This is a genomic window from Bacteroides sp. DH3716P, assembly GCF_025914115.1.
GTDB classification, from domain to species: Bacteria; Bacteroidota; Bacteroidia; order Bacteroidales; family Bacteroidaceae; genus Bacteroides; species Bacteroides ovatus.
In genome coordinates this window covers 3228275-3251580 of record NZ_CP083673.1, presented here as the reverse complement: position 1 = coordinate 3251580, position 23306 = coordinate 3228275, and the positions used below count along the sequence as shown (strand labels likewise).

Genomic DNA, 23306 nt, shown 5'->3' with positions numbered 1-23306 from the left:
AAAAAATAAATTAGTGAGAAAAGTAATTCTTTTATTTCTGCTATTTTTAAGCGTAGCTGGAGTCCGCACACAAGGTCAAAACATCACTTTTAGCCACTTGACCACGGACGACGGACTCTCCCAATTTTCTGTCAATAGCCTTTATATTGATGAACGGGGGATTATATGGATTGGCACGCGTGAAGGACTGAACCGGTATAACGGTAACGATATCAAAAGTTTCAAACTTAATAAAAACGATCCGAACAGTTTGTTCAGCAATACAGTGCTGCGTATCACCGGAAACAAAAACGGGAAGGTATACCTGCTCTGTACGGACGGGGTAGCAGAGTTCGATCTGACCACACAAAGATTCAAAACGTTGCTGCAAGGCAATGTGGATGCTATTTATTTCAACGAGAAATTATATATCGGGAAAAGAGAAGAAGTGTTTGTATATAATGAAAGTACCGGAAACTTCGATCTCTACTATCATCTTGCCGGAAAAGATATCACCCTCTCCTGCCTCCACCTGGACGAAAAGAAAAATCTGTGGATGGGAACTACCAGTAACGGACTTTACTGTTTATCGGGAGACAAAAAGATTTCCCAACCTGTCACAAGAGGTAATATCGCGAGTATTTACGAAGATTCGTCTAAAGAATTATGGATCTGTACCTGGGAAGAAGGACTCTACCGGATAAAAACAGATAGTACCATTGAGAACTTCCGTCATGATCCTAAAAATCCAAACAGTATTTGCACCGATTTCGTAAGGAGTTGCTGTGAAGATAATGCAGGAAATCTGTGGATAGGAACCTTTCACGGGTTAAATCGCTATGAAAAGAGCACAGGTAAATTCCAACTTTACACTGCCAACGCGAACAAACCCGACGGACTTACCCACTCCTCCATCTGGTGCATCGTCAAAGATGAACAAGGAACAATTTGGCTGGGTACTTATTTCGGAGGTGTCAACTATTTCAATCCAGAATATGAAATCTATACCCGTTACAAAACCGGAGATACAGAGAAAGAAGGTCTAAGTAGTCCGATCGTCGGTAGAATGACTGAAGATAAGGACGGAAACCTGTGGATTTGTACCGAAGGCGGCGGCGTGAATGTGTATAACCGGAAGGATAACACCTATCGGTGGTATCGCCACGAAGAGGGCAAAAATAGCATTTCCCATAACAATGTCAAAGCAATCTACTACGACCGGACTAATGAAATCATGTGGATAGGTACACACTTGGGAGGATTGAACAAACTCGACCTGCGTACTAACCGTTTCACAGTCTACCGAATGAAAGCCGGAGACCCAACCTCACTACCTTCGGATATCGTCCGAGACATTGTACCTTATAAGGACAAGCTGGTTGTCGCCACACAAAACGGTGTTTGTCTTTTCAATCCGGCAACAGGCGCTTGCCAACAGCTCTTCAAAGAGACTAAAGAAGGAAGAGGTATTGGCATGGTAGCCAGTCTTTGCATTGATAAAGACGGTACATTGTGGATTGCGGCTACCGGGGAGGGTGTTTATTCTTACCGGTTCGACAGCGGTAAACTTACTAATTATCCACACAATCCCGCTAATCCGAACAGTCTTAGCAACAATAATATCAACAGTATCATGCAGGACAGTAACGGTAATCTGTGGTTCTGCACCTCCGGAAGCGGTCTCGACCGTTACCGTAAGGCAAGTGATGACTTTGAAAACTTCGATGTACAGACAGATGGTTTATCCAGCGACTGTATCTACGAAGTATGCGAATCGTCCATACAGAAAGGAGACTTATTGCTGATTACCAATCAGGGATTCTCACAGTTCAACTATCCAAGCAAGAAATTCTATAATTACGGTACGGAGAATGGATTCCCGTTGACTGCCGTCAATGAAAACGCACTATTTGTGACACATGACGGAGAAGTATTCCTTGGCGGTATTCAGGGAATGATTTCTTTCTGGGAGAAAAAATTACATTTCACTCCCAAATCATATAATATCATTCTTTCCCGCCTGTTTGTCAACGGAAAAGAAGTAGTTCCGGGAGATGAAAGCGGCATCCTGGAACAGTCGATCTGTCATACTCCGGAAATCAGTCTGAAAGCGAATCAATCGATGTTTAGCATCGAATATGCCACTTCCAACTTCATCCCTGCCAACAGAGATGAAATTCTCTATCGCCTGGAGGGTTTCTCAGACGAATGGAACCATACTTACCGGAAGCAAACGCTGATTACTTATACAAACCTGAATCCGGGTAAATATACCCTTGTCATCAAATCACAGAGGGAAGGAATAAAAGAGGCCAGACTGCTGATTATCGTACTCCCTTCATGGTATGAGACATGGTGGGCTTACCTGATTTATACCATTGTCACTATCAGCCTGTTATGGTATCTTATTCAGAACTATAATTCGCGCATCAAACTCCGTGAGTCTTTGAAGTACGAAAAGAAGCATATTGAAGACCTCGAAGCATTGAACCAGTCGAAACTCCGTTTCTTCACTAACATCTCGCACGAATTCCGCACACCGTTAACGCTGATCGTGGGACAAGTGGAAACTTTGTTGCAGGTGCAGACATTTACGCCTAATATATATAATAAGGTATTGGGAATCTACAAGAACAGTCTCCAATTACGGGAACTGATTACGGAACTACTTGATTTCCGTAAACAGGAACAGGGTCACATGAAGATCAAAGTTAGCCAGCACAATCTGGTTAACTTCCTGTATGAGAATTATTTGCTCTTCCTCGAATATGCGAGCAGTAAACAAATCAACTTCAAGTTCAACAAACAGAAGGATGACATTGAAGTATGGTATGACCAAAAGCAGATGCAGAAAGTGATAAACAACCTGCTGTCTAATGCAGTGAAGCATACCAAGGCCGAAGATACAATTTCGATTAATGTATCGCAGGAGAAAGACCATGTCATCATTGAAATAAAAGATACAGGTACAGGTATCGCCGCTGCCGAAATTGATAAGATATTCGACCGTTTCTATCAGACCGAGCATCTCAACTCGCTGAATACCGGAGCCGGTACAGGCATCGGACTGGCACTGACGAAAGGTATTGTGGAACTTCATCACGGCACAATCCGGGTAGAAAGCGAACCGGGCAAAGGAAGCAGTTTCATTATCACCCTCAAACTAGGCAAGGAACACTTCACAGAAGAGCAAATAGCGAAAGATGATACGGAAACCATCCAGCAAACAGAGACTATTGTTCCTTCAGTAGAAATAATCCCTGATTCGGAATGGAAAGAAGAAGATAACAAGCGCATCGAAGACGCCAAAATGCTGATAGTGGAAGACAATGAATCTATCAAACAGATGTTAGTCGGTATTTTCGAAACATTCTATCAAGTCAGTACGGCTTCCGACGGAGTAGAAGCATTAGAGATGATACAGAAGGATATGCCGAGCATCATTTTAAGTGATGTCGTAATGCCACGCATGTCGGGTACGGAACTTTGCAAACAGATCAAGACGGACTTTAACACTTGCCATATTCCGGTGGTATTATTAACCGCACGTACTGCTATAGAGCACAATATCGAAGGTTTGAAGATTGGTGCGGATGATTATATCACGAAACCGTTTAATACCAATCTTCTGATTTCCCGCTGCAATAACCTAGTTAATTCCCGCCGGCTATTGCAAGAGAAGTTCAGCAAACAACCACAGGCTTTTGCCCAAATGTTGGCTACCAACCCGATGGATAAGGAGATGCTCGACCGCGCGATGGCCATTATCGAACGTCATCTGGACAATACGGATTTCAACGTTAATATCTTCGCCCGCGAAATGGGTATGGCACGTACGAACCTATTCACTAAACTGAAAGCAGTTACAGGCCAGACCCCGAATGATTTCATCCTAAGCATACGTCTCAAAAAAGGCGCTGTCATGTTAAGGAATAACCCGGAGCTGAATATCACGGAGATCTCTGACCGGATTGGGTTCTCCTCCTCCCGCTATTTCAGTAAATGTTTCAAGGAGATTTATCACGTCAGTCCGCTGGCTTATCGTAAAGGAGAAGAGAGCGAAGAAGAAGGGGACGGAGAAGAAACAGATTAGCATGCAACTATACAAGCACTCTTGCAAAATAATCTTATATTATTAGGCACGGATCACACGGACTTCACGGATTAAAAAACGATGAGTATGAAAACAACAGCGTTAATCCGTGTAATCCGTGCCTAAATTTATGATATAAACGGTTTCTTAGTCCGGACATCTTCGCCCGAATAAAGAAGGTAACCTCTTAAGTGTACTATTTTGTACTTCACTTGTACATTCCTACTCATTCTTTTTCTTCCATTCGCTTATCTTTGTGTTCATTACATTATTTCCTAAAACATTCAGCATTATGAAAAACGTTTCGCGTCTACTTCCCCTATTGTCCGGCATCGTCACGCTGTCAGGATGCAATCATGCACCCCAAAAGAACAATGGGCAGAATAGCCAAAAGCCTAACATTATTTATATATTTGCAGATGATCTCGGCATTGGTGATTTAAGTTGTTATGGAGCAACAAAAGTGAGCACTCCCAACATCGACCGGTTGGCAGGACAAGGAGTACAATTCACCAATGCTTATGCAACTTCTGCCACCAGCACCCCTTCCCGTTTCGGACTCCTGACAGGTATGTATCCTTGGAGACAGGAAAACACAGGAATCGCTCCCGGCAACTCTGAACTCATTATCGACACTACCTGCATCACCATGGCAGATATGCTGAAAGATGCAGGATACGCAACCGGTGCAGTAGGCAAATGGCATCTGGGACTCGGTCCGAAAGGTGGAACCGACTTTAACAACCGGATTACCCCTAACGCACAAAGCATCGGGTTCGACTACGAATTTATTATTCCGGCTACCGTAGACCGTGTACCTTGTGTATTTGTAGAAAACGGACATGTCGTAGGACTTGACCCCAATGATCCTATCACCGTAAACTACGACCACAAAGTAGGCGACTGGCCTACGGGAGAAGAGAACCCAGAGCTCGTCACTTTAAAACCCAGCCAGGGACACAACAATACAATTATCAACGGCATTCCCCGTATCGGCTGGATGACCGGAGGAAAATCCGCCCTTTGGAAAGATGAAGACATAGCCGATATCATCACCAACAAGGCCAAGAATTTCATTGCATCCCATCAGGAAGAACCCTTCTTTTTATATATGGGTACGCAAGACGTACATGTACCGCGCATCCCCCACCCACGTTTCGCAGGCAAAAGCGGACTCGGCACTCGTGGCGACGTCATCCTGCAACTGGACTGGACCATCGGTGAAATCATGCACACACTGGACAGCCTCCACATCGCAGACAACACCATCCTGATCTTTACCAGCGATAACGGTCCTGTTATCGACGACGGCTATCAAGACCAAGCTTACGAACTTCTCAACGGGCATACTCCGATGGGGATCTACCGTGGTGGGAAATACAGTGCTTACGAAGCGGGGACACGCGTTCCATTTATCGTCCGCTGGCCTGCCCGAGTAAAGCCGAACAAGCAACAAGCTCTTTTCTCTCAAATAGATGTGTATGCATCGCTCGCCTCCCTTTTGGACCAACCTTTACGTAAAGGAGCTGCTCCCGATAGTCAAGAACATCTGAACGTACTCCTCGGCAAAAATAATACAAACCGTGAGTATGTCGTTCAACAGAATCTCAATAACACACTTGCCATCATAAAAGGTCAATGGAAATACATCGAACCGAGCGACGGCCCCGCTATCGAGTATTGGACGAAAATGGAGTTAGGCAACGACAAACAGCCTCAACTTTACGATTTATCCTCCGATCCATCGGAGAAAACGAATGTATCAAAACAATACCCCGACATAGTGAAAGAATTATCTGAATTACTAGAATCCGTAAAAGAAAAATAGTTTATGAGAACAGGAAAATTGTATGATTTTGCACCAATCTTGAATAATTCTATCCATATTAGAATATTCAATCCATCTATCTTTGCAAGCGTAGATTCAATAAAATCACTTAATTTTTAATATATGAAAAAACATTTATCCACTCAAACTAGAAAAAGGATGCTCTCCTCCATCGGACTGATCCTGTTTTCTGTTTCTTTTGTACTTGCACAGGTACTTGTTAAAGGTACAGTGAAGGATAACTTAGGAGAAGGAGTGCCGGGAGCCAGTGTCCAGGTAAAAGGTACTTCGCAAGGAACAATCACTGACCTTGACGGTAAATTTGCTTTTAACGTGCCCAATAAAAATTCGATATTGGTTATTTCTTTCATTGGTTATGTCACAGTAGAAATGAAGGTGGACACTCAAAAGCCAATGGTTATCACATTAAAGGAAGACACAAAGACATTGGACGAAGTGGTAGTAGTCGGCTATCAGGAGATACGCAAGAAGGATCTGACTGGCTCTGTTGCCAAAGCCAGTATGGCGGAACTGCTTAGCACTCCGACTGCTTCTTTCGGCGAGACATTGGGCGGACGTATTGCCGGTGTCAACGTAAGTTCGGGCGAAGGTATGCCGGGCGGACAGATGAACATCGTCATCCGTGGTAACAACTCTTTGACACAGGACAACTCTCCTCTTTATGTCATTGACGGTTTCCCGGTGGAAGACCCCTCCATAGCCGCAGCCATTAATCAGAACGATATCGAGTCACTCGACTTCCTGAAGGATGCCTCTGCTACCGCTATCTACGGTGCCCGTGGTGCCAACGGTGTCGTGATGATTACAACCAAGAAAGGAACAATCGGCCAACCTAAAATTAAATACGACGGAAGTTTCGGTATTCAGCATATCACCAAAACGATCCCGATGATGGATGCCTATGAATTCGTCAAACTACAGGCAGAACGTAGTCCCAAAGATATGGAAACTACCTACTTCATGAATTATGACGGTAAGAAATGGGGACTGGAAGATTATAGAAATATCCCGCAATATAACTGGCAGGATGAAATCTTCCGCAGCGCATGGATGCAAAGCCACAATGTCAGCCTGACCGGTGGTTCGGAAGGAGTTCGCTACAATGCTTCTTTATCTTATTATGACCAGGACGGTATCTTGTTGGAATCAAACTACAAACGTGTACAAGGCCGTATGGGTACTACCATCCAAAAGAAGAAACTGAAAATCTATCTGACGACCAACTATTCCAGTACTACAACTACCGGTGGTTCTCCTTCCCAGAACTCATACAGTGGTATGAATAACCTGTTCTATAGTGTATGGGGATATCGCCCTGTGACCGAACCGGACAGACCATTAAACTCGTTGATGGATAACATCATGGACGACGCGATAAACAATACCAACGACTATCGTTTCAACCCTATCATGTCTTTGAAAAATGAATATCGCAAGACGTACGCGAACTATATCCAGTTCAACGGATTTGCAGAATATGAATTTATCAAAGGATTGAAGTTGAAAGTTTCCGGCGGTTACACATTCGATACCCGCAAAGGGGAAACATTCAACAACTCGAAAACTCGTTATGGTAATCCGAAATCATCCGATAAGGTGAATGCAGAAATCTACCATTCTCAACGTGCAACGTGGTTGAACGAAAATATTCTAACCTATCAGACCAATATCAAACGGAAGCATTTCTTTAATAGTATGGTAGGTGTAACTCTGCAAAATTCTGACTATGAATACTATTCATACAAGACAGTGCAAATTCCAAACGAAGCACTCGGGATGGCAGGAATGAGTGAAGGAACTCCCAGTACGACCAAATCATTAAAGAGTTCCTGGTCTATGCTCTCTTTCCTGGGACGTTTGAACTATAACTACAAATCATTGTATTATGCAACGGTTTCTTTCCGTTCCGACGGTTCTTCCAAATTCCGTGGTGATAACCGTTTCGGCTATTTCCCTTCCGGTTCATTGGCATGGGGATTCATGGAGGAAGATTTTATGAAACCATTGAAGTCTGTTGTTTCTTCCGGTAAATTAAGAGCAAGCTGGGGATTGACCGGTAACAACCGTGTAGGCGAGTATGATACGTATGCTTTATATCAGATATTAAAAGATAAAGTTGGAGATTTTATTTCGATCGGTAGCCTACCGAGTGGTGTATATCCGTTCGAAAACAGCCTGACAAGTGTAGGTACAGTGCCCACTTCCTTAAGAAACAGAAAACTGAAATGGGAGACTACCGAACAGTGGAACCTAGGCCTGGACTTAGGCTTCCTGGACGAACGCATCGGATTAACCGTAGACTGGTATCGTAAAACGACTCGTGATTTGTTGCTGAATACTGCACTTCCCACCTCTTCCGGTTATTTCAGTGCCATGAAGAATGTAGGAAAGGTACGCAACCAAGGTATCGAGCTCACATTGAACACAACCAATATCAAGAACCGTCATTTCTCATGGACTACTAACTTTAATATCGCATTCAACAAGAACAAAGTATTAGAATTGGCCGAAAACCAATCTTCTCTGTTGAGTGCAGCCAAATTTGACCAGAACTATAACTCTCAATACAGCTACATTGCCAAAGTGGGTTATCCGATGGGAATGATGTACGGATTCATCTACGAAGGTACATACAAATACGAAGATTTCGACAAAGTAGGTGATACATATACACTGAAACGCAATGTTCCGTATTTCTCTTCCGAAAGTAATACACAACCGGGTATGCCGAAATACGCAGACCTGAATGGTGACGGTATCATCGACGATAACGACCGCACTATGATCGGTAACGGTATGCCGAAACATACGGGCGGATTTACCAACAATTTCGAATACAAAGGATTTGACTTGAGCATCTTCTTCCAATGGTCGTATGGAAACGATGTATTGAATGCCAACCGCCTGTTCTTCGAGAACAGCAATAAAACACGTGACTTGAACCAATACGCAAGTTACGCAGACCGCTGGACACCGGAAAATCCGGAAAGTAATATTCCGAGAGCTACCGACTCCGGTTCTAACAAAGTGTTCTCTACACGTATTATCGAAGATGGTTCGTTCCTTCGTCTGAAGACCGTGTCTTTAGGATATACACTGCCGAAACAACTGACCAAGAAATGGAAGATAGACAATGCACGCGTATTCGTTGCCGGTCAGAATCTATGGACATGTACAGGGTATTCCGGTTACGACCCGGAAGTATCTATCCGTGAAGGCGCACTGACTCCGGGACTGGACTTCTCCGCTTATCCGAGAGCCTACTCTATCAGTTTTGGTATAAACTTAGGTTTCTAATCAATCATCCTTCAAACAATTACGTATATGAAAACAATAAAAATAATCATCATATCACTTCTTGTCGGACTTAACCTGACTTCCTGCGATTTCTTGGAAAAAGACCCGACATACACCACTCCTGAAAACTTCTTCAAAAATGAAGCGGACGCTACCTCTTGGCTGACAGGAACCTATGCCATTCTGGGACAAAGTTCCTTCTACGGAAATGAGTTCTTATACCTTGTAGGAGGTGACGATCTGGGACACTATGGTGGTGCCAACCGCGGACCTAACAAAAGTGGGTTGATCTGTAACAATGCCAACACAAGTGATCCGGCCGTTGCAGCATTGTGGTACACATTATACTCCGGCATCAACAGAGCCAATATTTTCCTGGAAAATATTGATGCAGTGCCCGATATGAACGACGATACCCGCAAGCAGTACAAAGCCGAAGCCCGTTTCTTACGCGCATTCTATTATTTTACTTTGGTAGAATGTTGGGGAGATGTACCTTTCAAGACTACTTCTACAGAAGATGCCTATAACCTCTCCATTCCACGTACGGACAAACAGACGATTTATGATTTTATCATCAAAGAGATGTATGGTTCTGCCGAGGATCTCAAATCTGCTCAAGATTTGAACTATTTACCGGGACGTGTTTCCAAATCGGCTGCTTGGGGAATGTTGGCGCGTGTATATATGTTCCGGGCCGGTGAACCTAAACGTGACAAGGAAGTGGGTTTGGCTAACAACACGACTAGTGCCGAGATTACAGAATATTTCAAAAAAGCAAGTTACTATGCACAGTTAGTCAAGAATGAGGGTCATTCACTAACTGCCAAATATTGGGACTTCTTTATCGACATTTGTTCTGATAAGTATAACACTGCTCTCAATAAGGATGGTGCCAAGGCTAATGAAAGTATTTGGGAAGTAGAATTTGCAGGTAACCGTTCGACGGATGTACGTGCAGAAGGTAGAATCGGTAATATTATCGGCATTCAGGGTAAGGACCTTTCTTCCAAAGCATCCATTACTGGTAAAGGTGATCCGGGCTATGCATACGCTTTTATCTGGAATACTCCTAAACTGCTGGAATTGTATGAAGCAAACGATGACATTGACCGTTGCAACTGGAATATTGCTCCATTCACTTACACCCAGTCAGCAGGAGAAGGTACTCCGGTGGACGGTCGTGAATTTGTAAAGGGAAAAAGAGATGAAGTGGAACAACAATACTGGGATAAATCCTTCAGCTATGGTAAAACAGAGCCGGGGTCTACTTACGGTGATCGTGAATCGAAGAACGATGCCAATAAGAACCGCAACAGGGCTGCCGCCAAATATCGTAGAGAATATGAAGCAGACAAGAAGAGTAAAAACGATACTTCCATCAACTTCCCTCTTCTCCGTTACTCTGACATTCTGCTAATGATTGCAGAGGCAGAAAATGAAGTCAACCATGGCCCTAATGATTTGGCGTATGAATGTATCAATGCAGTAAGAGAACGTGCAGGAATCAAAAAACTTGCAGCAAATCTGGATGAAGAGAGCTTCCGCAAAGCTATCAAAGACGAACGTGCAATGGAACTCTGTTTCGAGTACACACGCCGTTTCGACCTGATCCGTTGGGGAGACTATTACAAACTGATGCAGGAACAAGTGGACAAGGCACAGGCTGACGAATCCTGGAAATTCGGAATCAATGTATATACTTACTTCAATATTCCGAAGTCTTACAATTATTTCCCGATTCCTGCCAATGAAATAGGATCAAACGGTGCTATCAAGACGAATAATCCGGGTTGGTAATTCTCTTAATAACTTTAAAAAGAAAAGGACATGAAAATAATATATAAAAGTTTGATGACTATCGCTTTTGCCGGACTATCCCTGGCTTCATGCGACAAGGAATTAAAAGAAGAAACAGCAATGGAAGTGGGTGTGGTGACAGACAGCAATGTCAGCTTCGATGGCAAAACTGTGACTGTAAAGAAAGGAAACCCTGTAACGTTCAGCTTCGATGGTGACCCTGATTTTATCAGTTTCTTCAGCGGTGAGATAGGGCACGAATACAAACACCGGAACAGAATTGAAATGCAACCGGAAGACGTAGAAAAATGTGAAATCAACTTCTCCGTAGTATATGACTATGGTAGTGCGAAAACCATCGAAGGTTCTACTCACATATTAATATCCGATCAATTCGAAGGAATTAGTGGCAACAATGTGGAAAAAGACAAAGAAGCAGTTACTAATTGCGAATGGACAGAACTTGTCAGCCAAGATGAGCTTCCTAAAGCAACCAAAGTTACTAAAGACTATTCCTGCCCTTTGACTTCTTACTTGGGCAAGGAAATCAGCATTGCTTTCCGCCTGAATCCCCTTGACAACAGCGCTACAATGCCTGTTATACATATTAAAGGATTACAACTTAATCTAGAATTCAACAATGGGAAATCAACCACAATTAATGCAAAGAACTTCGAATTCTCGGCATTGAATGTAACCTATAATTTAGATGATCTTGCAAAAGACGGAGGACATTTCAACAAACTGAAGGAAGCATTAGGAAACAAAAATCTGACACTTGAAGAAATGAAAAGCGCAGAATATGCAGACAAGATAGCATATACCACAGTGGACGGTAATATCCCATATTTTTGGAGAACTAGCCAACCGAATGATTTCGTAACGAGTGGAGGTAAAAAAGATTATACCAAAGGAGATACTTGGCTTATTTCCAATCCAATCCTCCTCAATGGTTCCTGCGATCCTGACGCTGGTGTAGCCATCAAAAATATCTCGCAAACATTAGAGATATACTCACATACCTACGAGGAGGCCGGAACATACACCGCTACCTTCGTAGCCAACAATGCAAACTACGTCCATCAAGGTGGTCAAGTAATACGTGAACTGACTATAAACGTTGTAGAATAAAAGCATATCCCCCAATTTTTCTAACCTTCAATCATAGAAAACGTTTATAAAAATCAGACTTTAATCAATTTAACATCAGAAAGAGAGGGACCGCGAGGTTCCTCTCTTTTACTTTTACCATATCTTTCCACCCTCTTCCCTTTCTTCTCCTCCGAAAAAGCATTTTTCTTTACTCAACTAGCGTATAAATCAACATTTATATATAAGTTTGCACAAAAATAAAAACAATGCAAAAGACTCTTCCTATTCATTTTGCCCCATTACAAGGTTATACCGACGTGATTTACCGTAATGCTCATGCTGCCTGCTTCGGAGGTATAGATACTTATTATACCCCATTTGTACGACTCGAAAAAGGCGGATTTCGCCATAGAGATGTCCGAGGAATCGAACCCGGGAATAATCAAGTACCCCATCTGATTCCACAACTGATAGCTCCCTCTTTTGAGAAAGCAGAAAAAATCTTATCCCTATTCATTGAAAAGGGATATAAGGAAGTCGATATCAATATGGGGTGCCCTTTTCCCATGCTGGCTAAACGCCACAATGGTTCCGGTATTCTTCCTTATCCCGAAGAAGTGCAAGCGTTACTTAGCCGGCTGATTACGGAATATCCGCAAATTAGTTTTTCTATCAAAATGAGGTTGGGTTGGGAAGATCCGGAGGAATGTCTGAAACTGGCTCCGATTATCAATGAGCTCCCCCTACGACAAGTGGTTATGCATCCCCGCTTGGGAAAACAGCAATATAAAGGAGAAGTCGACCTTAAAGCGTTTGAAGCCTTTCAGGGAGTCTGCAAACATCCGCTCATCTATAATGGGGATATCAATAGTGTGGAAGATATTCACCACATTCAGGAACAGTTTCCCGGATTAGCCGGAATAATGATAGGACGAGGATTACTTGCCAACCCGGCATTGGCATTGGAATATAGACAAAACCGTACACTTGAGCTTGATGAAATAAGAGAAAAATTGCAATCTATGCATAAATGTATATACAATCAATATGCAGAACAGTTAGAAGGAGGAGACGAACAGCTTCTGAACAAAATGAAAACTTTCTGGGAATATTTAATGCCGCAAGCAGACAGAAAATTACTGAAAGCAATTCATAAAAGCACAAGCCTCAACAAATACAATCAGGCAATACTTGCCTTTTTTAATCAACGATAAACTAATAACCAGTAATTTTACGTAATTTTGCACCCGTTTACAAACATGCACATTATGAAAAAGTACATTCTCTTATTTCTTTGCCTGATAATCGTATCGGGCAGTTTTGCACAAATGCAGGATTTCAAGTTCAAATTCTACGGACAAATCCGTACTGACTTTTATTATAATAGTCGTGCTAATGAAGAGACCGTAGACGGATTGTTTTATATGTATCCGAAAGATAAGGTACGTGATCCGGATGGGAATGATTTGAACTCAACGCCTAACAGCAATTTCTATACCTTGTATTCACGTCTCGGAGTAGACGTTGCCGGTCCGAAGCTGGGGACGGCCAAGACTTCTGCCAAAGTAGAGGTCGACTTCCGCGGCACAGGCACTTCTTATTCGGTCATTCGCCTTCGTCATGCTTATTTGAATCTGGATTGGGGAAAATCAGCTTTATTACTCGGACAGAACTGGCATCCCTTATTCGGAGATGTGTCTCCGCAGATTCTTAATCTCTCCGTAGGAGCACCGTTTCAGCCCTTCAGCCGTGCGCCACAAATTCGTTATCGCTATACAAACAAGAATGTCCAACTTACCGGAGCCGCAGTGTGGCAATCACAATATACTTCACAAGGACCGGAAGGGAAAACACATAAGTATCTGAAGCAAAGCTGTATTCCCGAATTTTATGTCGGAGCTGATTATAAGAATGGCGGTTTGCTGGCCGGCGTAGGCATTGAGTTGTTATCATTGAAACCACGTACGGAGTCTATAGTAAATACAGATAAATACAAGGTAGACGAACGCATCACAACTCTTTCATACGAAGCTCATGTAAAATACACCAACAAAGACTGGTTCATCGCTGCGAAGAGTGTATTAGGATCCAATCTGACACAAGCTTCCGGTTTGGGTGGATTCGGGATCAAGTCTGTCAACGAACAAACGGGAGAACAAGAATATACTCCGATACGTTTCTCCAGCTCTTGGTTCAACGTTGTCTACGGACAGAAATGGAAGCCGGGAATCTTCGTAGGCTATGCCAAGAATCTGGGAACAAGTGATGCACTATATGCTCCCAAAGGAAATGATGCAAAACTTTATGGAACAGGAACAGACCTTAACCAATTAGTTACGGCAGGAGCAGAACTGACCTACAATGTCCCCCACTGGAAATTCGGGTTGGAATATACATTAAGCTCTGCATGGTATGGTTCGCTCAATACGTCCAATGGGAAAATTCAAGATACCCATGCCGTATGTAACAACCGTATTGTTGCCGTTGCCATGTTTATGTTCTAACCTCTCTATACAATTATTTTAATTATATATCTGTCACCTGTCACCGATTGCTGCTTAACGGTTTGATTATTAACAATTAACACCGTGACAGCAATAGGTGACAGCAGTGTGACAACAATAATGCTGTCACCAGAAACAGATAAACTACATTTCACAACGCGGAGGTATTCACTCTGGAAGCTCCAGGCAATCCTATTTATTTCATGAATGCATTACCTTTGTTTCTCGTGGGGAAACTTTTAGTTTCAAGGCTTGAAACCAAAGGTTTCGTACCGGGAAACTAAAGTTTCAGCATTGGGAAACTGTAGTTTCAGCACCGAGAAACAATAGTTTCAACGGCATGGAAACTATGGTTTCTCCAAGAGAAACTAGTGTTCCCCTATCAGGAAAAGCAAATGATCTCCTATTGTCTGACTTTTATCTCCTTAACTCCACTTCAAAGCTAGCACCATCTTTACAACTGAACTGCAAAACTGTTTGCTTCTTATCAGAAGAAATCACCTTGCAAAACGGAGTTTCTTCTACATTCCATTGCCCTTTTATCGTTACAGTCACAGGTATTTCACTACTGGCATTTTCAATCCATGGTCGTGAATAGATACTACGTTCGATGCGTTTCCCATCTTTATCAAACGCTTCATCGCTTGGACCGCGATACAAAGCTAAATCCGGTTGTGCCACCGTCAACTTAATCTTATCAGCAGATCCTTTATGAATCATAACCAGACAGGAAGTATCCACACGTTGTAATAAACCACCCGGCAATGTCGTTTCAGGAGTTTCAAACAACACATAAGAAATGATCTGTTCGGAAACGGACTCTACAATATGTGCATTCCGGTCTTGCTGTAATACCTTATAAGTGGGCTTCTTTGCAAATTTCTTCATCAGAGTTTCATTCGTCTGAGGCAGAACAGCGTATTCATAACTTCCGTTTTTCGGTGCCTTTCCATAATCTACAACCAAAGAAACCCAATCACCCTTTGTTTCCTTTCCTGTATTTTGCATTCGCGAGTATTGAGGAAAGTTCTTCTCAAACCGGATGGGAGTTGGAACATAATAACCCGTTCCCAAATGGTCCACCCATACTTTCTTATCTCCTTGATAATTTTTCCAATAATCATGCCCTGCTTTATCAGTAACTGCCAATTGGAAGATAGTCGTTTCTGTCGGGAACTCCGTATTTGTATTTTCAATATCCGAACCAAGACAGACAATCATTCCATCGATGAAATGGTAAGATTTACGTGCCCGATGTGATCCGTTATACTTATCATGCTCATGTAACTTCATTCCGAAATTACCATTCATCTTCTGTTGAGACAAACCACCGGCAAAAGCCTCGTCGGAGTAAAGCATCTCTTCCATTCCAGAGTAACTATCCACATTGAGCACCTTAGCCTGCAATTGCTCCAATGGCAAATGAATAGATGTCACTCCCGGAATACGGTTCCAGTCAAAACCTTCCTGCTGCCAGCCGCTAGTGGCGGGAGTTACTGTCTGTCCCGGTGCAGCAGTCAATATTTGCAAACTGCCGTGTGCCAGGTAGCGACCGTATAGATTTGCTCCCAGATAATGTTCTGCCGCCCATAGATAACGGGAATGTCCACGTGCCACAGCCGACCAATTGCTACGACGTTGAACAGAGACGCAACCATATCCCATCGCTATATTTCCCTGCGGGTCCGGTTCCAGACGGAAACCTTTCTCTATAAGAAGTTTTGCCACCTTACGTTCTTCAGCATTTGAAACCTTAGGCATATATTCGGGAGAGTCATTTGCAATACTTGGGTCTGAAATCAGACGGAGGTAAGAAGAAGCCATTTCACTATCATATTCCTCCTTTCCATCGGGAGAACCAGCTAGAGCCATCATAGCAAAATGCATAGGAACCAGTTTACCTTTTCCATCCGGATGACGACCGGACATGGAAAGAGGGAAGTTCAGCTTATTGCAATAGAAACGCATGGTCAACAGTACATTTTTCACTGTTTCATGAGCTAACTCGGAAACAGCAAATTCCGTCCGGCTGAAAAGATAAATCATATTGGTTGCTCCATCGAGTCCGCCCACAGCATAAGCCGGATAGTTATTTCGATGATGGAAAGCACCTCCGTCTACTTTAAACGAACCGGATAATCCCAATGCAGGACGGCAACCAAAATCAATCCAACGGGAGAAAGACCGGAGATATTGTAGTTTTTCCGGTGTATCTTCCATCATTAAAATGCTGGCAATGCGTCCGGTGGTCTGTGTATTGAAAGAGTCCATATCAATTCCATTGACTTCCGGTTTAGGGTATACTTCGTTAGTAATCGCATACCAGCGTAATGTCCGTTCGGCTTCCTGAAGTTTCCCGGTTTCCCTAAGCACATCTTTCATCAGAAAATATGCCAGGTACAGACCGCGAACACTATAGCCATAATGATGGATGTTTCCCCAACAACTACCATAAGCTACTCCCTGATCGGTTATATGATCGTACATTGCTAAGAACTTCTTCTTCATTTCTTCCCGAATCACCGGATTTGCCGCATTATTATATGCAACGGCAATTCTTTTCATCAGGTCGAAATAAGCACGCATTTCCACTCCCATTTTAGTCAGCATATCTTTATCCCAGTTTGGTATGATCCGTTCATAAGCTTCTGAAGCACGTACCATGTAAATAGGTACTCCCGATACTTGGCCGTTCTTGTAAGTTATCTGATAGAAATCATATTTCTTGCGGATGGTTTCTACTTCTTTATCAGTCGTTTTTCCTTTCGTGTAGATCATATCACGAAAACGCTTTTCCAACAGTTGCATTTCTGCTCTTTGCTTATCGTCTACAGGAGTCAATTCAATATCCGGTTTCAAAAGCGAGTGTTGATAGACAACCAGCCAATGGTTGGTGGTCCCGGCATTGACAAAAGGAACTTGCAGATCGGCCGTCTGTTGACGTGCATCAACTTTAGTAGCCGTAATCAAATGATCGATGAAAAGGCTTCCTTTTGAATTTGGAGCAATAATCCGGAGTTCATTCATGCCTTCTTCCGGTGTGCCTTGCATATCACGTTCATAGCAAACCCATGCGGCACGCCAACCACTGAAATTAATACCAAAAGGGAAAGATGTGCATCGTTTGCCGTCTTTCAGAAACTGAAACTCAATGGTCGCATCTTGGGGAACTTCATTATAAACCCACACAATAAAAGCCGAAAGATATAAATCCTTGCCGGTCGGATCTTTCTTCTCAAACTTCAGGTCTTTCTTGAGTTCCAATATACCACCCGGTTCAAATGTCCATTCCAACGAATGTTTTCCATCTTTATAATGCAGATCAGATACCGACAGGCGGGAATGGGTAGCGGTGATACAATCCGGTATTTGCGGTTCTTCAAAAGAAAACATCCGTTCATCTGTTACAACTTGCGCATGAAGGAATGCTGAACACAAAAGAGAAAACAGAGTTGTCACTCCAAATTTAGTAAAAGGTTGTTTCATCATGGAAATATAGTCTTATTAGGTTTTCAGTATATAAGTCAAAGTATAGTCGCTCTAAAATCTGTAAAGAGTACGTGATTCTGCAAAAGACGTAAACCGAAGTGTCCGTCACCTTCACTACCCGCAAGGGTATAGCGAAACAACTCTTCATCATTCACAGAATAAGTTGTGATTCCCTTTTCCACTCGAATCCGAATCTCATACCATTGATTGGGGACGAGTAAATGAGAGGCATCGGTATATTCTTTCAATAAAGGTTTCACCTTGTCATCTGCCACTCCATAATATTCTCCTTTGTATCGACGGAAACGGGTCGTTGAGTTATCATTTCCTCCGTATCCAACGTAGAAAAGGTTTAATGTGTTATAGTTTTTAAAGATGCCGTCACGCCACTGACTACGGGCAAAAAGATCATCAGGGTATTTAGGATCATTGGCAGCCCAGAAGCAGTTCAGATCACTCAAGCGGTCATACTTTCCACCTTGCATCACCATACAAATACGATAACTTATTTCATAATCGCCCGTCAATCGTTGCCGATACCACATAGTCAGTCCGTCCGGAACTATCAATTCTAATGTATCTGCACGTTCTATTATTTGCAAAGCATGGGATGCATCTTCTATTTTCCATTGCTGCACAAAAGAAGCTTTGTGCTGTGCCAAAAGCACCACACTATTTAAGAGAAAAAAAGTAATCAAACTGTAGCCTATAAAAAATCGCTTCGTCATTACGGTATTAGTTTAAAGATTATTCTTCCGAATACAAAGAAACCCCTCTTTTCGAAAAAAGAGGGGTTCAAATTGTACAAAATAACTCAAATAACGTATTGACTGATAATTTGCATTACCAATATCTTATAGTTTTTTCATCAACAAAATTCTCATACCATTTCTGGTTTGAAGCACCCTTACTATCTACCCATTTAGTAAAATCAGGATATGCTTCTCTAAATGGTACACGTTCATAAGCATGACGTGTGCCAACCGGAAGTTTAACTCCCCAAGTGGAACCTTTGGTATTTGAATAATAAACATTTGCATCCAGTGTAGTGTCACCCGCAACCAATGCTTCATATTCTGCTTTGTAAGCAGAAGTCGGTGCATAACCCCTCATGTGTATTTCTTTACCACCGTTCACCTTAATAAAGAAATTCTGTCTATTAGTATCTAAAATCAACTCTCTAAATGCTGCAAGCTGAGCATCTCTTTCAGCTCCAGTTAATCCTTCTTTACCAATCAGTCTAACTTCAGCACGCAACATAGGTAGTCCTTCTCTTACTTTTCCTTGTGTTACCTGAAACATATCCTGATTATTATCCATCAAAGAAGTTAAACCATCCAGTGTAATAACAGTTCCTTCCGCTTGTGCTTTATCCACTGTCAATATTGCGAAACGCGGTTCTTTGCGAGTATCATTACTCCAATTCCAATTTTTATTTTCAACTTTCACTATATTTTTTGTAGAAAGTTCCTCTTTAGCTAAGTCTGTCATTGTTCCCTGACCACCTTTTAGTACAAGGCTTGCAGTAATCCGATCAACATACTCGCTTTTCAAACCATCCAGTACAACACCTAACACAGTCGGGTATATACCACCTACAGCACGAACATCCAAAGTCAACAACAATTCTTCTTTACCTCCTACAGTCTCCATCATCTGTTGACTATGACATTCAGTCACCTTCAAGTCATACTCGAATACAACATCGTTGAAATCTTCATCATACCATGAATCCAGTTGAATAGGCCAACCATCTTCGAACATCACCACACCTGTGTTATGATAGAAAAGATAGCCTTGGTCCGTTTCATTTGTCGGCTGCACTGCATCTTCAGGAAGCGCAAGAGTTACCGATGCCAGACGGTTTGTTTCAAAATTGAAACCAGTACTCTGATCTACACCACGACTAACAGGAGACAAAGCAAATTCTTTTGTAGCTTCTGTTCCCGAAACTGTATTGTATTTCATATACACTTTCTCGCAAGCAGCAGGAACATTCAACGTAAGAGTATGGGAATCTTTCACTAATACATCTCCCACAAGCAGACTCGCTTCAGAACCACTTTTATCGGAATATACATTCACAAGTGCAGAAGCATTTACCGGGTCAACAGTTCCCGAACCATCGTTACCTTTTTCCAACTCATTATCAGAGCAGGAAGTAGTAACCAACATTGTCCCCATAAGGACATACATCAAACTTTTAATTTTCATCTTAATTTAATTTTTAAATTTATTGTTTGTTTTTGTTTCGCATGAGAACCTGGCTTATCACACTTATTTTCAGGCTCCATTTGTTAACTTATCAAAAATATATTTAACTCCTAATAGCTTTTTGCTTGCCTTTATTTGTAATTTCAATCCTTTCCATCGAGAATAATCACAAGAGCTAAAATAGGGCTCAAAAGGCCTGTTCATGAACACTGGATAATATATACAAGTTATTTCGTATATTTGCATTAGACAGAACATTCAATACAACAAATATAGAGCTTTTATTCCGAATATACAAGTTCTATATATAAATATATCAAGGGAAATGGATCAAGTACTGTATGGTATAGATTACATAGAATATTATTTCTATTGGATATATTACAAGTTTATTGGCTATCCTTTAATCATAAGAATATGCTCAATTGCTGTAATGTTTTGTATTATTGCGTACTTATTTCTCCTATTCCATATTATATATGGTATATTTAAAAGGCGAAAAGAGAAGCGGAAATACAATAAAGCATTTGATAAGTATTATGAAGAAATGAAATCTATCTCACTAGATTCCAACACATTGAGTGAAGAAGAGATAGCTGACAGATTAGAATATGATACGAAAAAGCGCCCGAAACCTAACGAGTTACGCATTATCACTCAACTATTAACAGAAATCAAGAGTGTGCATGAAGATGAGATCAATGAACTAAACTATCAAACGATTCAAACCGTATTCCAAATCACACGTTTCCTTGAACGCGAACTTCAATTCGGTTCCAAAAGATCAAAGATACAAGCTCTGAAACTTATTCAGTCCATCAATGGCTATGCCTCTGAAGCGGTATTGGTGCGTTTCCTCTATCATCGTGAACTAGAACTAAGAAACTCGGCACGCTATACTTATATGTGGTTAAGCCAGGGTGACCCGTTCCGCTTCTTCGACGAAGACATCGGCATGAAGTTAAGGCAATGGGACATGATGGAGTTACACGCTATCTTGGAGCACCGTAAGAAAGTGGGATATAACACACCCACCTTTATTAAATGGGTGAATACTTCAGCTGAAGAAAACGTTAAGATATTCTTTATCAACGAAATCCGGCTATATAATGAAACCGAAAGTGCCCCAATTCTCGCGAAGCAACTCAATGCCCGTTCTGTGGAAATACGAGGTGAAGCGATCAAGACTTTAGGTAAACTAAAATACAAAGAGGTTGAACCTAAGCTGATTGAAATGTATAATGTACAACCGGAAGAAGTCAAACGACAAATCATTTCGGCTATTGCGGATCTAAAGACCGATAAGGCTTTAGGATTTCTTTACAATGCTTATGATGAAGCAGATAACTGGGGAACCAAGAGAGTCATACTCAAAGCCCTCTATGAGTATAGTGCAATGGGAAGGAAAACATTCGATCAATTGGAAAGAAAAGCAGATTCCCACACAGCTATATTGTTTGCCCACACCAAGCATCCGTTAATCAACCAGTTAAACTAGAGAACATGAGAGATATAATATTTACATTCTTCAATTATTTCGTATTCTTTTATACGAGCATGCTGGCGATATTCTTCGTCACATTCGCCTTCCTCTCTTTCATTTCTCTAAAACGGAGAAAGGATTACTATGTGGAAAGCTATATGCGGAAAACAATCAAGGAATCCCCCTATACACCGGGCATTTCGGTAATTGCTCCTGCCTTCAATGAAGAAAAGACAATCATTGATAATGTGAACTCCATGCTTGCATTGGAATATCCGCTTTTCGAGGTGGTTATTGTAAATGATGGAAGTACGGACAGTACATTGGAAAAGATGACCGAATATTATGAACTGGTAGAAGTGCCCTATGCTTATATCGAGCGAATCAAAACCAGACCGTTCCGAAGACTCCTCAAATCCTCCAACCCGAAATACAGCCGACTCATCGTTGTAGACAAAGAAAATGGAGGAACCAAAGCGGATGCATCCAATGCGGGTATCAACGTTGCTTCTCATCCTTATTTTATCTGCACGGATGTGGATTGCATTTTGGAAAAGTATGCTCTTTATCGTTGTATCTCGCCCATTATATCTTCAGAAAAACAAGTAATTGCAGTCAGCGGAACGATGTTGATGGCTAACGGATGCGTCGTGAAAGACGGACAAATCATAGACGTTAGAACTCCCCGTACACCGATTCCACTTTTCCAGAATCTGGAATATATGCGCTCTTATCTGATTGGTAAGATGGGATGGTCCGCTATCAATGGTATGCCGAATGTTTCCGGTGGATTCGGTCTTTTCGATCGTTCGGTAGCGATTGCAGCCGGAGGATACGATGCTCCCTCTTTTGCCGAAGACATGGACCTCATCACCCGCATGGTAGGATATATGTGCGACTTCTCCCGTCCTTATAAGATCGTACAGATTCCTGATACTTGTTGTTGGACGGAAGGACCTCCCAACCTGGCAATGCTTTACCGGCAACGTACCCGTTGGGCACGGGGATTGTTCCAGACACTTAATATCCATCGTAAGATGATTTTCAAAAAGACGTATAAACAGATGGGACTGTTAACTCTGCCTTATATGTTCGTTTTTGAGTTTCTAGCGCCGATCATCGAGCTCGTCGGTTTGATAGTATTTATCTATCTGGCCTTTACAGGAGCAGTCAACTGGAACACGGCATGGATGATTTACCTGACGATCTATACGTTCTGCCAGTTCCTTTCCATCGTTGTTATTACCTACGACTACTATGTCGGGATGCTATATAAAAGAGGATATGAATACCTGTGGATTATCATTGCATCCATATTAGAGCCTATCTTCTATCATCCCATCATCACTTTCTGTTCATTGAGAGGATACCTCAGTTATCTGACCAATAGAGACTTCAAGTGGAAAAACATGGAACGTAAGGGATTCAAGCAGAAAGAAGAAAGTGCAGACGGTACTGATATAACGGCAATGAAGCCCGAACCTGCTACGATTTAAACAAGAAAGA

General features: G+C 42.0%; 12 protein-coding genes. 9 read left to right on the top strand and 3 right to left on the bottom strand.

The features are described from left to right. Positions 1-13: 13 nt before the first annotated feature. The 7 genes from KQP79_RS11970 (at position 14) to KQP79_RS11940 (ending at position 14614) form a co-directional block, all read left to right on the top strand. Positions 14-4072, top strand: a complete 4059-nt coding sequence (locus KQP79_RS11970; protein WP_004310358.1) for a two-component regulator propeller domain-containing protein — start codon at positions 14-16, stop codon at positions 4070-4072. A gap of 292 nt (positions 4073-4364) precedes the next feature. Further along, positions 4365-5900 carry a sulfatase-like hydrolase/transferase gene (locus KQP79_RS11965; RefSeq protein ID WP_008776115.1) on the top strand — a complete coding sequence of 512 codons (1536 nt, stop codon included), beginning with the start codon at positions 4365-4367 and terminating at the stop codon, positions 5898-5900. Between the two features lie 159 nt (positions 5901-6059). Next, on the top strand, positions 6060-9218 hold the full coding sequence (locus KQP79_RS11960) for a SusC/RagA family TonB-linked outer membrane protein (protein WP_008023920.1): 3159 nt from the start codon (positions 6060-6062) through the stop codon (positions 9216-9218). Between the two features lie 27 nt (positions 9219-9245). Next, a complete protein-coding gene (locus KQP79_RS11955; RefSeq protein ID WP_004324280.1) occupies positions 9246-11018 on the top strand; it encodes a RagB/SusD family nutrient uptake outer membrane protein in 1773 nt (590 codons plus the stop codon). A 30-nt stretch (positions 11019-11048) separates the two neighbouring features. After that, positions 11049-12149 (top strand): DUF5017 domain-containing protein, encoded by a 1101-nt coding sequence (locus tag KQP79_RS11950; protein WP_055235798.1) that lies wholly within the window; start codon positions 11049-11051, stop codon positions 12147-12149. Positions 12150-12376: 227 nt separating this feature from the next. After that, positions 12377-13324 (top strand): tRNA-dihydrouridine synthase family protein, encoded by a 948-nt coding sequence (locus KQP79_RS11945; protein WP_055235799.1) that lies wholly within the window; start codon positions 12377-12379, stop codon positions 13322-13324. 54 nt (positions 13325-13378) lie between these two features. Beyond that, positions 13379-14614 (top strand): DcaP family trimeric outer membrane transporter, encoded by a 1236-nt coding sequence (locus tag KQP79_RS11940; protein ID WP_138343095.1) that lies wholly within the window; start codon positions 13379-13381, stop codon positions 14612-14614. Positions 14615-15031: 417 nt separating this feature from the next. On the opposite strand, the gene KQP79_RS11935 is transcribed toward KQP79_RS11940, so the two are convergent. From KQP79_RS11935 to KQP79_RS11925, 3 genes are all read right to left on the bottom strand, one after another. After that, entirely contained in the window at positions 15032-18103 is a 3072-nt protein-coding gene (locus tag KQP79_RS11935; protein WP_138343094.1) for a chondroitinase family polysaccharide lyase, read from the bottom strand. Positions 18104-18138: 35 nt separating this feature from the next. Continuing rightward, the gene (locus KQP79_RS11930) at positions 18139-18831 is read right to left on the bottom strand and encodes a DUF6250 domain-containing protein (RefSeq protein ID WP_118161190.1); all 693 of its coding nucleotides are present in this window, start codon (positions 18829-18831) and stop codon (positions 18139-18141) included. A gap of 115 nt (positions 18832-18946) precedes the next feature. Beyond that, entirely contained in the window at positions 18947-20317 is a 1371-nt protein-coding gene (locus KQP79_RS11925; protein ID WP_138343093.1) for an LruC domain-containing protein, read from the bottom strand. 325 nt (positions 20318-20642) lie between these two features. On the opposite strand from KQP79_RS11925, the gene KQP79_RS11920 reads away from it, so the two are divergent. Continuing rightward, on the top strand, positions 20643-21815 hold the full coding sequence (locus KQP79_RS11920) for a HEAT repeat domain-containing protein (RefSeq protein WP_004298140.1): 1173 nt from the start codon (positions 20643-20645) through the stop codon (positions 21813-21815). A gap of 5 nt (positions 21816-21820) precedes the next feature. Continuing rightward, a complete protein-coding gene (locus tag KQP79_RS11915; RefSeq protein WP_004298138.1) occupies positions 21821-23296 on the top strand; it encodes a glycosyltransferase family 2 protein in 1476 nt (491 codons plus the stop codon). Positions 23297-23306 lie beyond the last annotated feature (10 nt).

Coding starts and splice junctions, on each gene's coding strand:
- KQP79_RS11930 (WP_118161190.1), bottom strand. CDS start 18,831: ATGACGAAGCGATTTTTTATAGGCTACAGTTTGATTACTTTTTTTCTC.
- KQP79_RS11965 (WP_008776115.1), top strand. CDS start 4,365: ATGAAAAACGTTTCGCGTCTACTTCCCCTATTGTCCGGCATCGTCACG.
- KQP79_RS11925 (WP_138343093.1), bottom strand. CDS start 20,317: ATGAAAATTAAAAGTTTGATGTATGTCCTTATGGGGACAATGTTGGTT.
- KQP79_RS11955 (WP_004324280.1), top strand. CDS start 9,246: ATGAAAACAATAAAAATAATCATCATATCACTTCTTGTCGGACTTAAC.
- KQP79_RS11945 (WP_055235799.1), top strand. CDS start 12,377: ATGCAAAAGACTCTTCCTATTCATTTTGCCCCATTACAAGGTTATACC.
- KQP79_RS11915 (WP_004298138.1), top strand. CDS start 21,821: ATGAGAGATATAATATTTACATTCTTCAATTATTTCGTATTCTTTTAT.
- KQP79_RS11935 (WP_138343094.1), bottom strand. CDS start 18,103: ATGATGAAACAACCTTTTACTAAATTTGGAGTGACAACTCTGTTTTCT.
- KQP79_RS11960 (WP_008023920.1), top strand. CDS start 6,060: ATGCTCTCCTCCATCGGACTGATCCTGTTTTCTGTTTCTTTTGTACTT.
- KQP79_RS11940 (WP_138343095.1), top strand. CDS start 13,379: ATGAAAAAGTACATTCTCTTATTTCTTTGCCTGATAATCGTATCGGGC.
- KQP79_RS11920 (WP_004298140.1), top strand. CDS start 20,643: ATGGATCAAGTACTGTATGGTATAGATTACATAGAATATTATTTCTAT.
- KQP79_RS11950 (WP_055235798.1), top strand. CDS start 11,049: ATGAAAATAATATATAAAAGTTTGATGACTATCGCTTTTGCCGGACTA.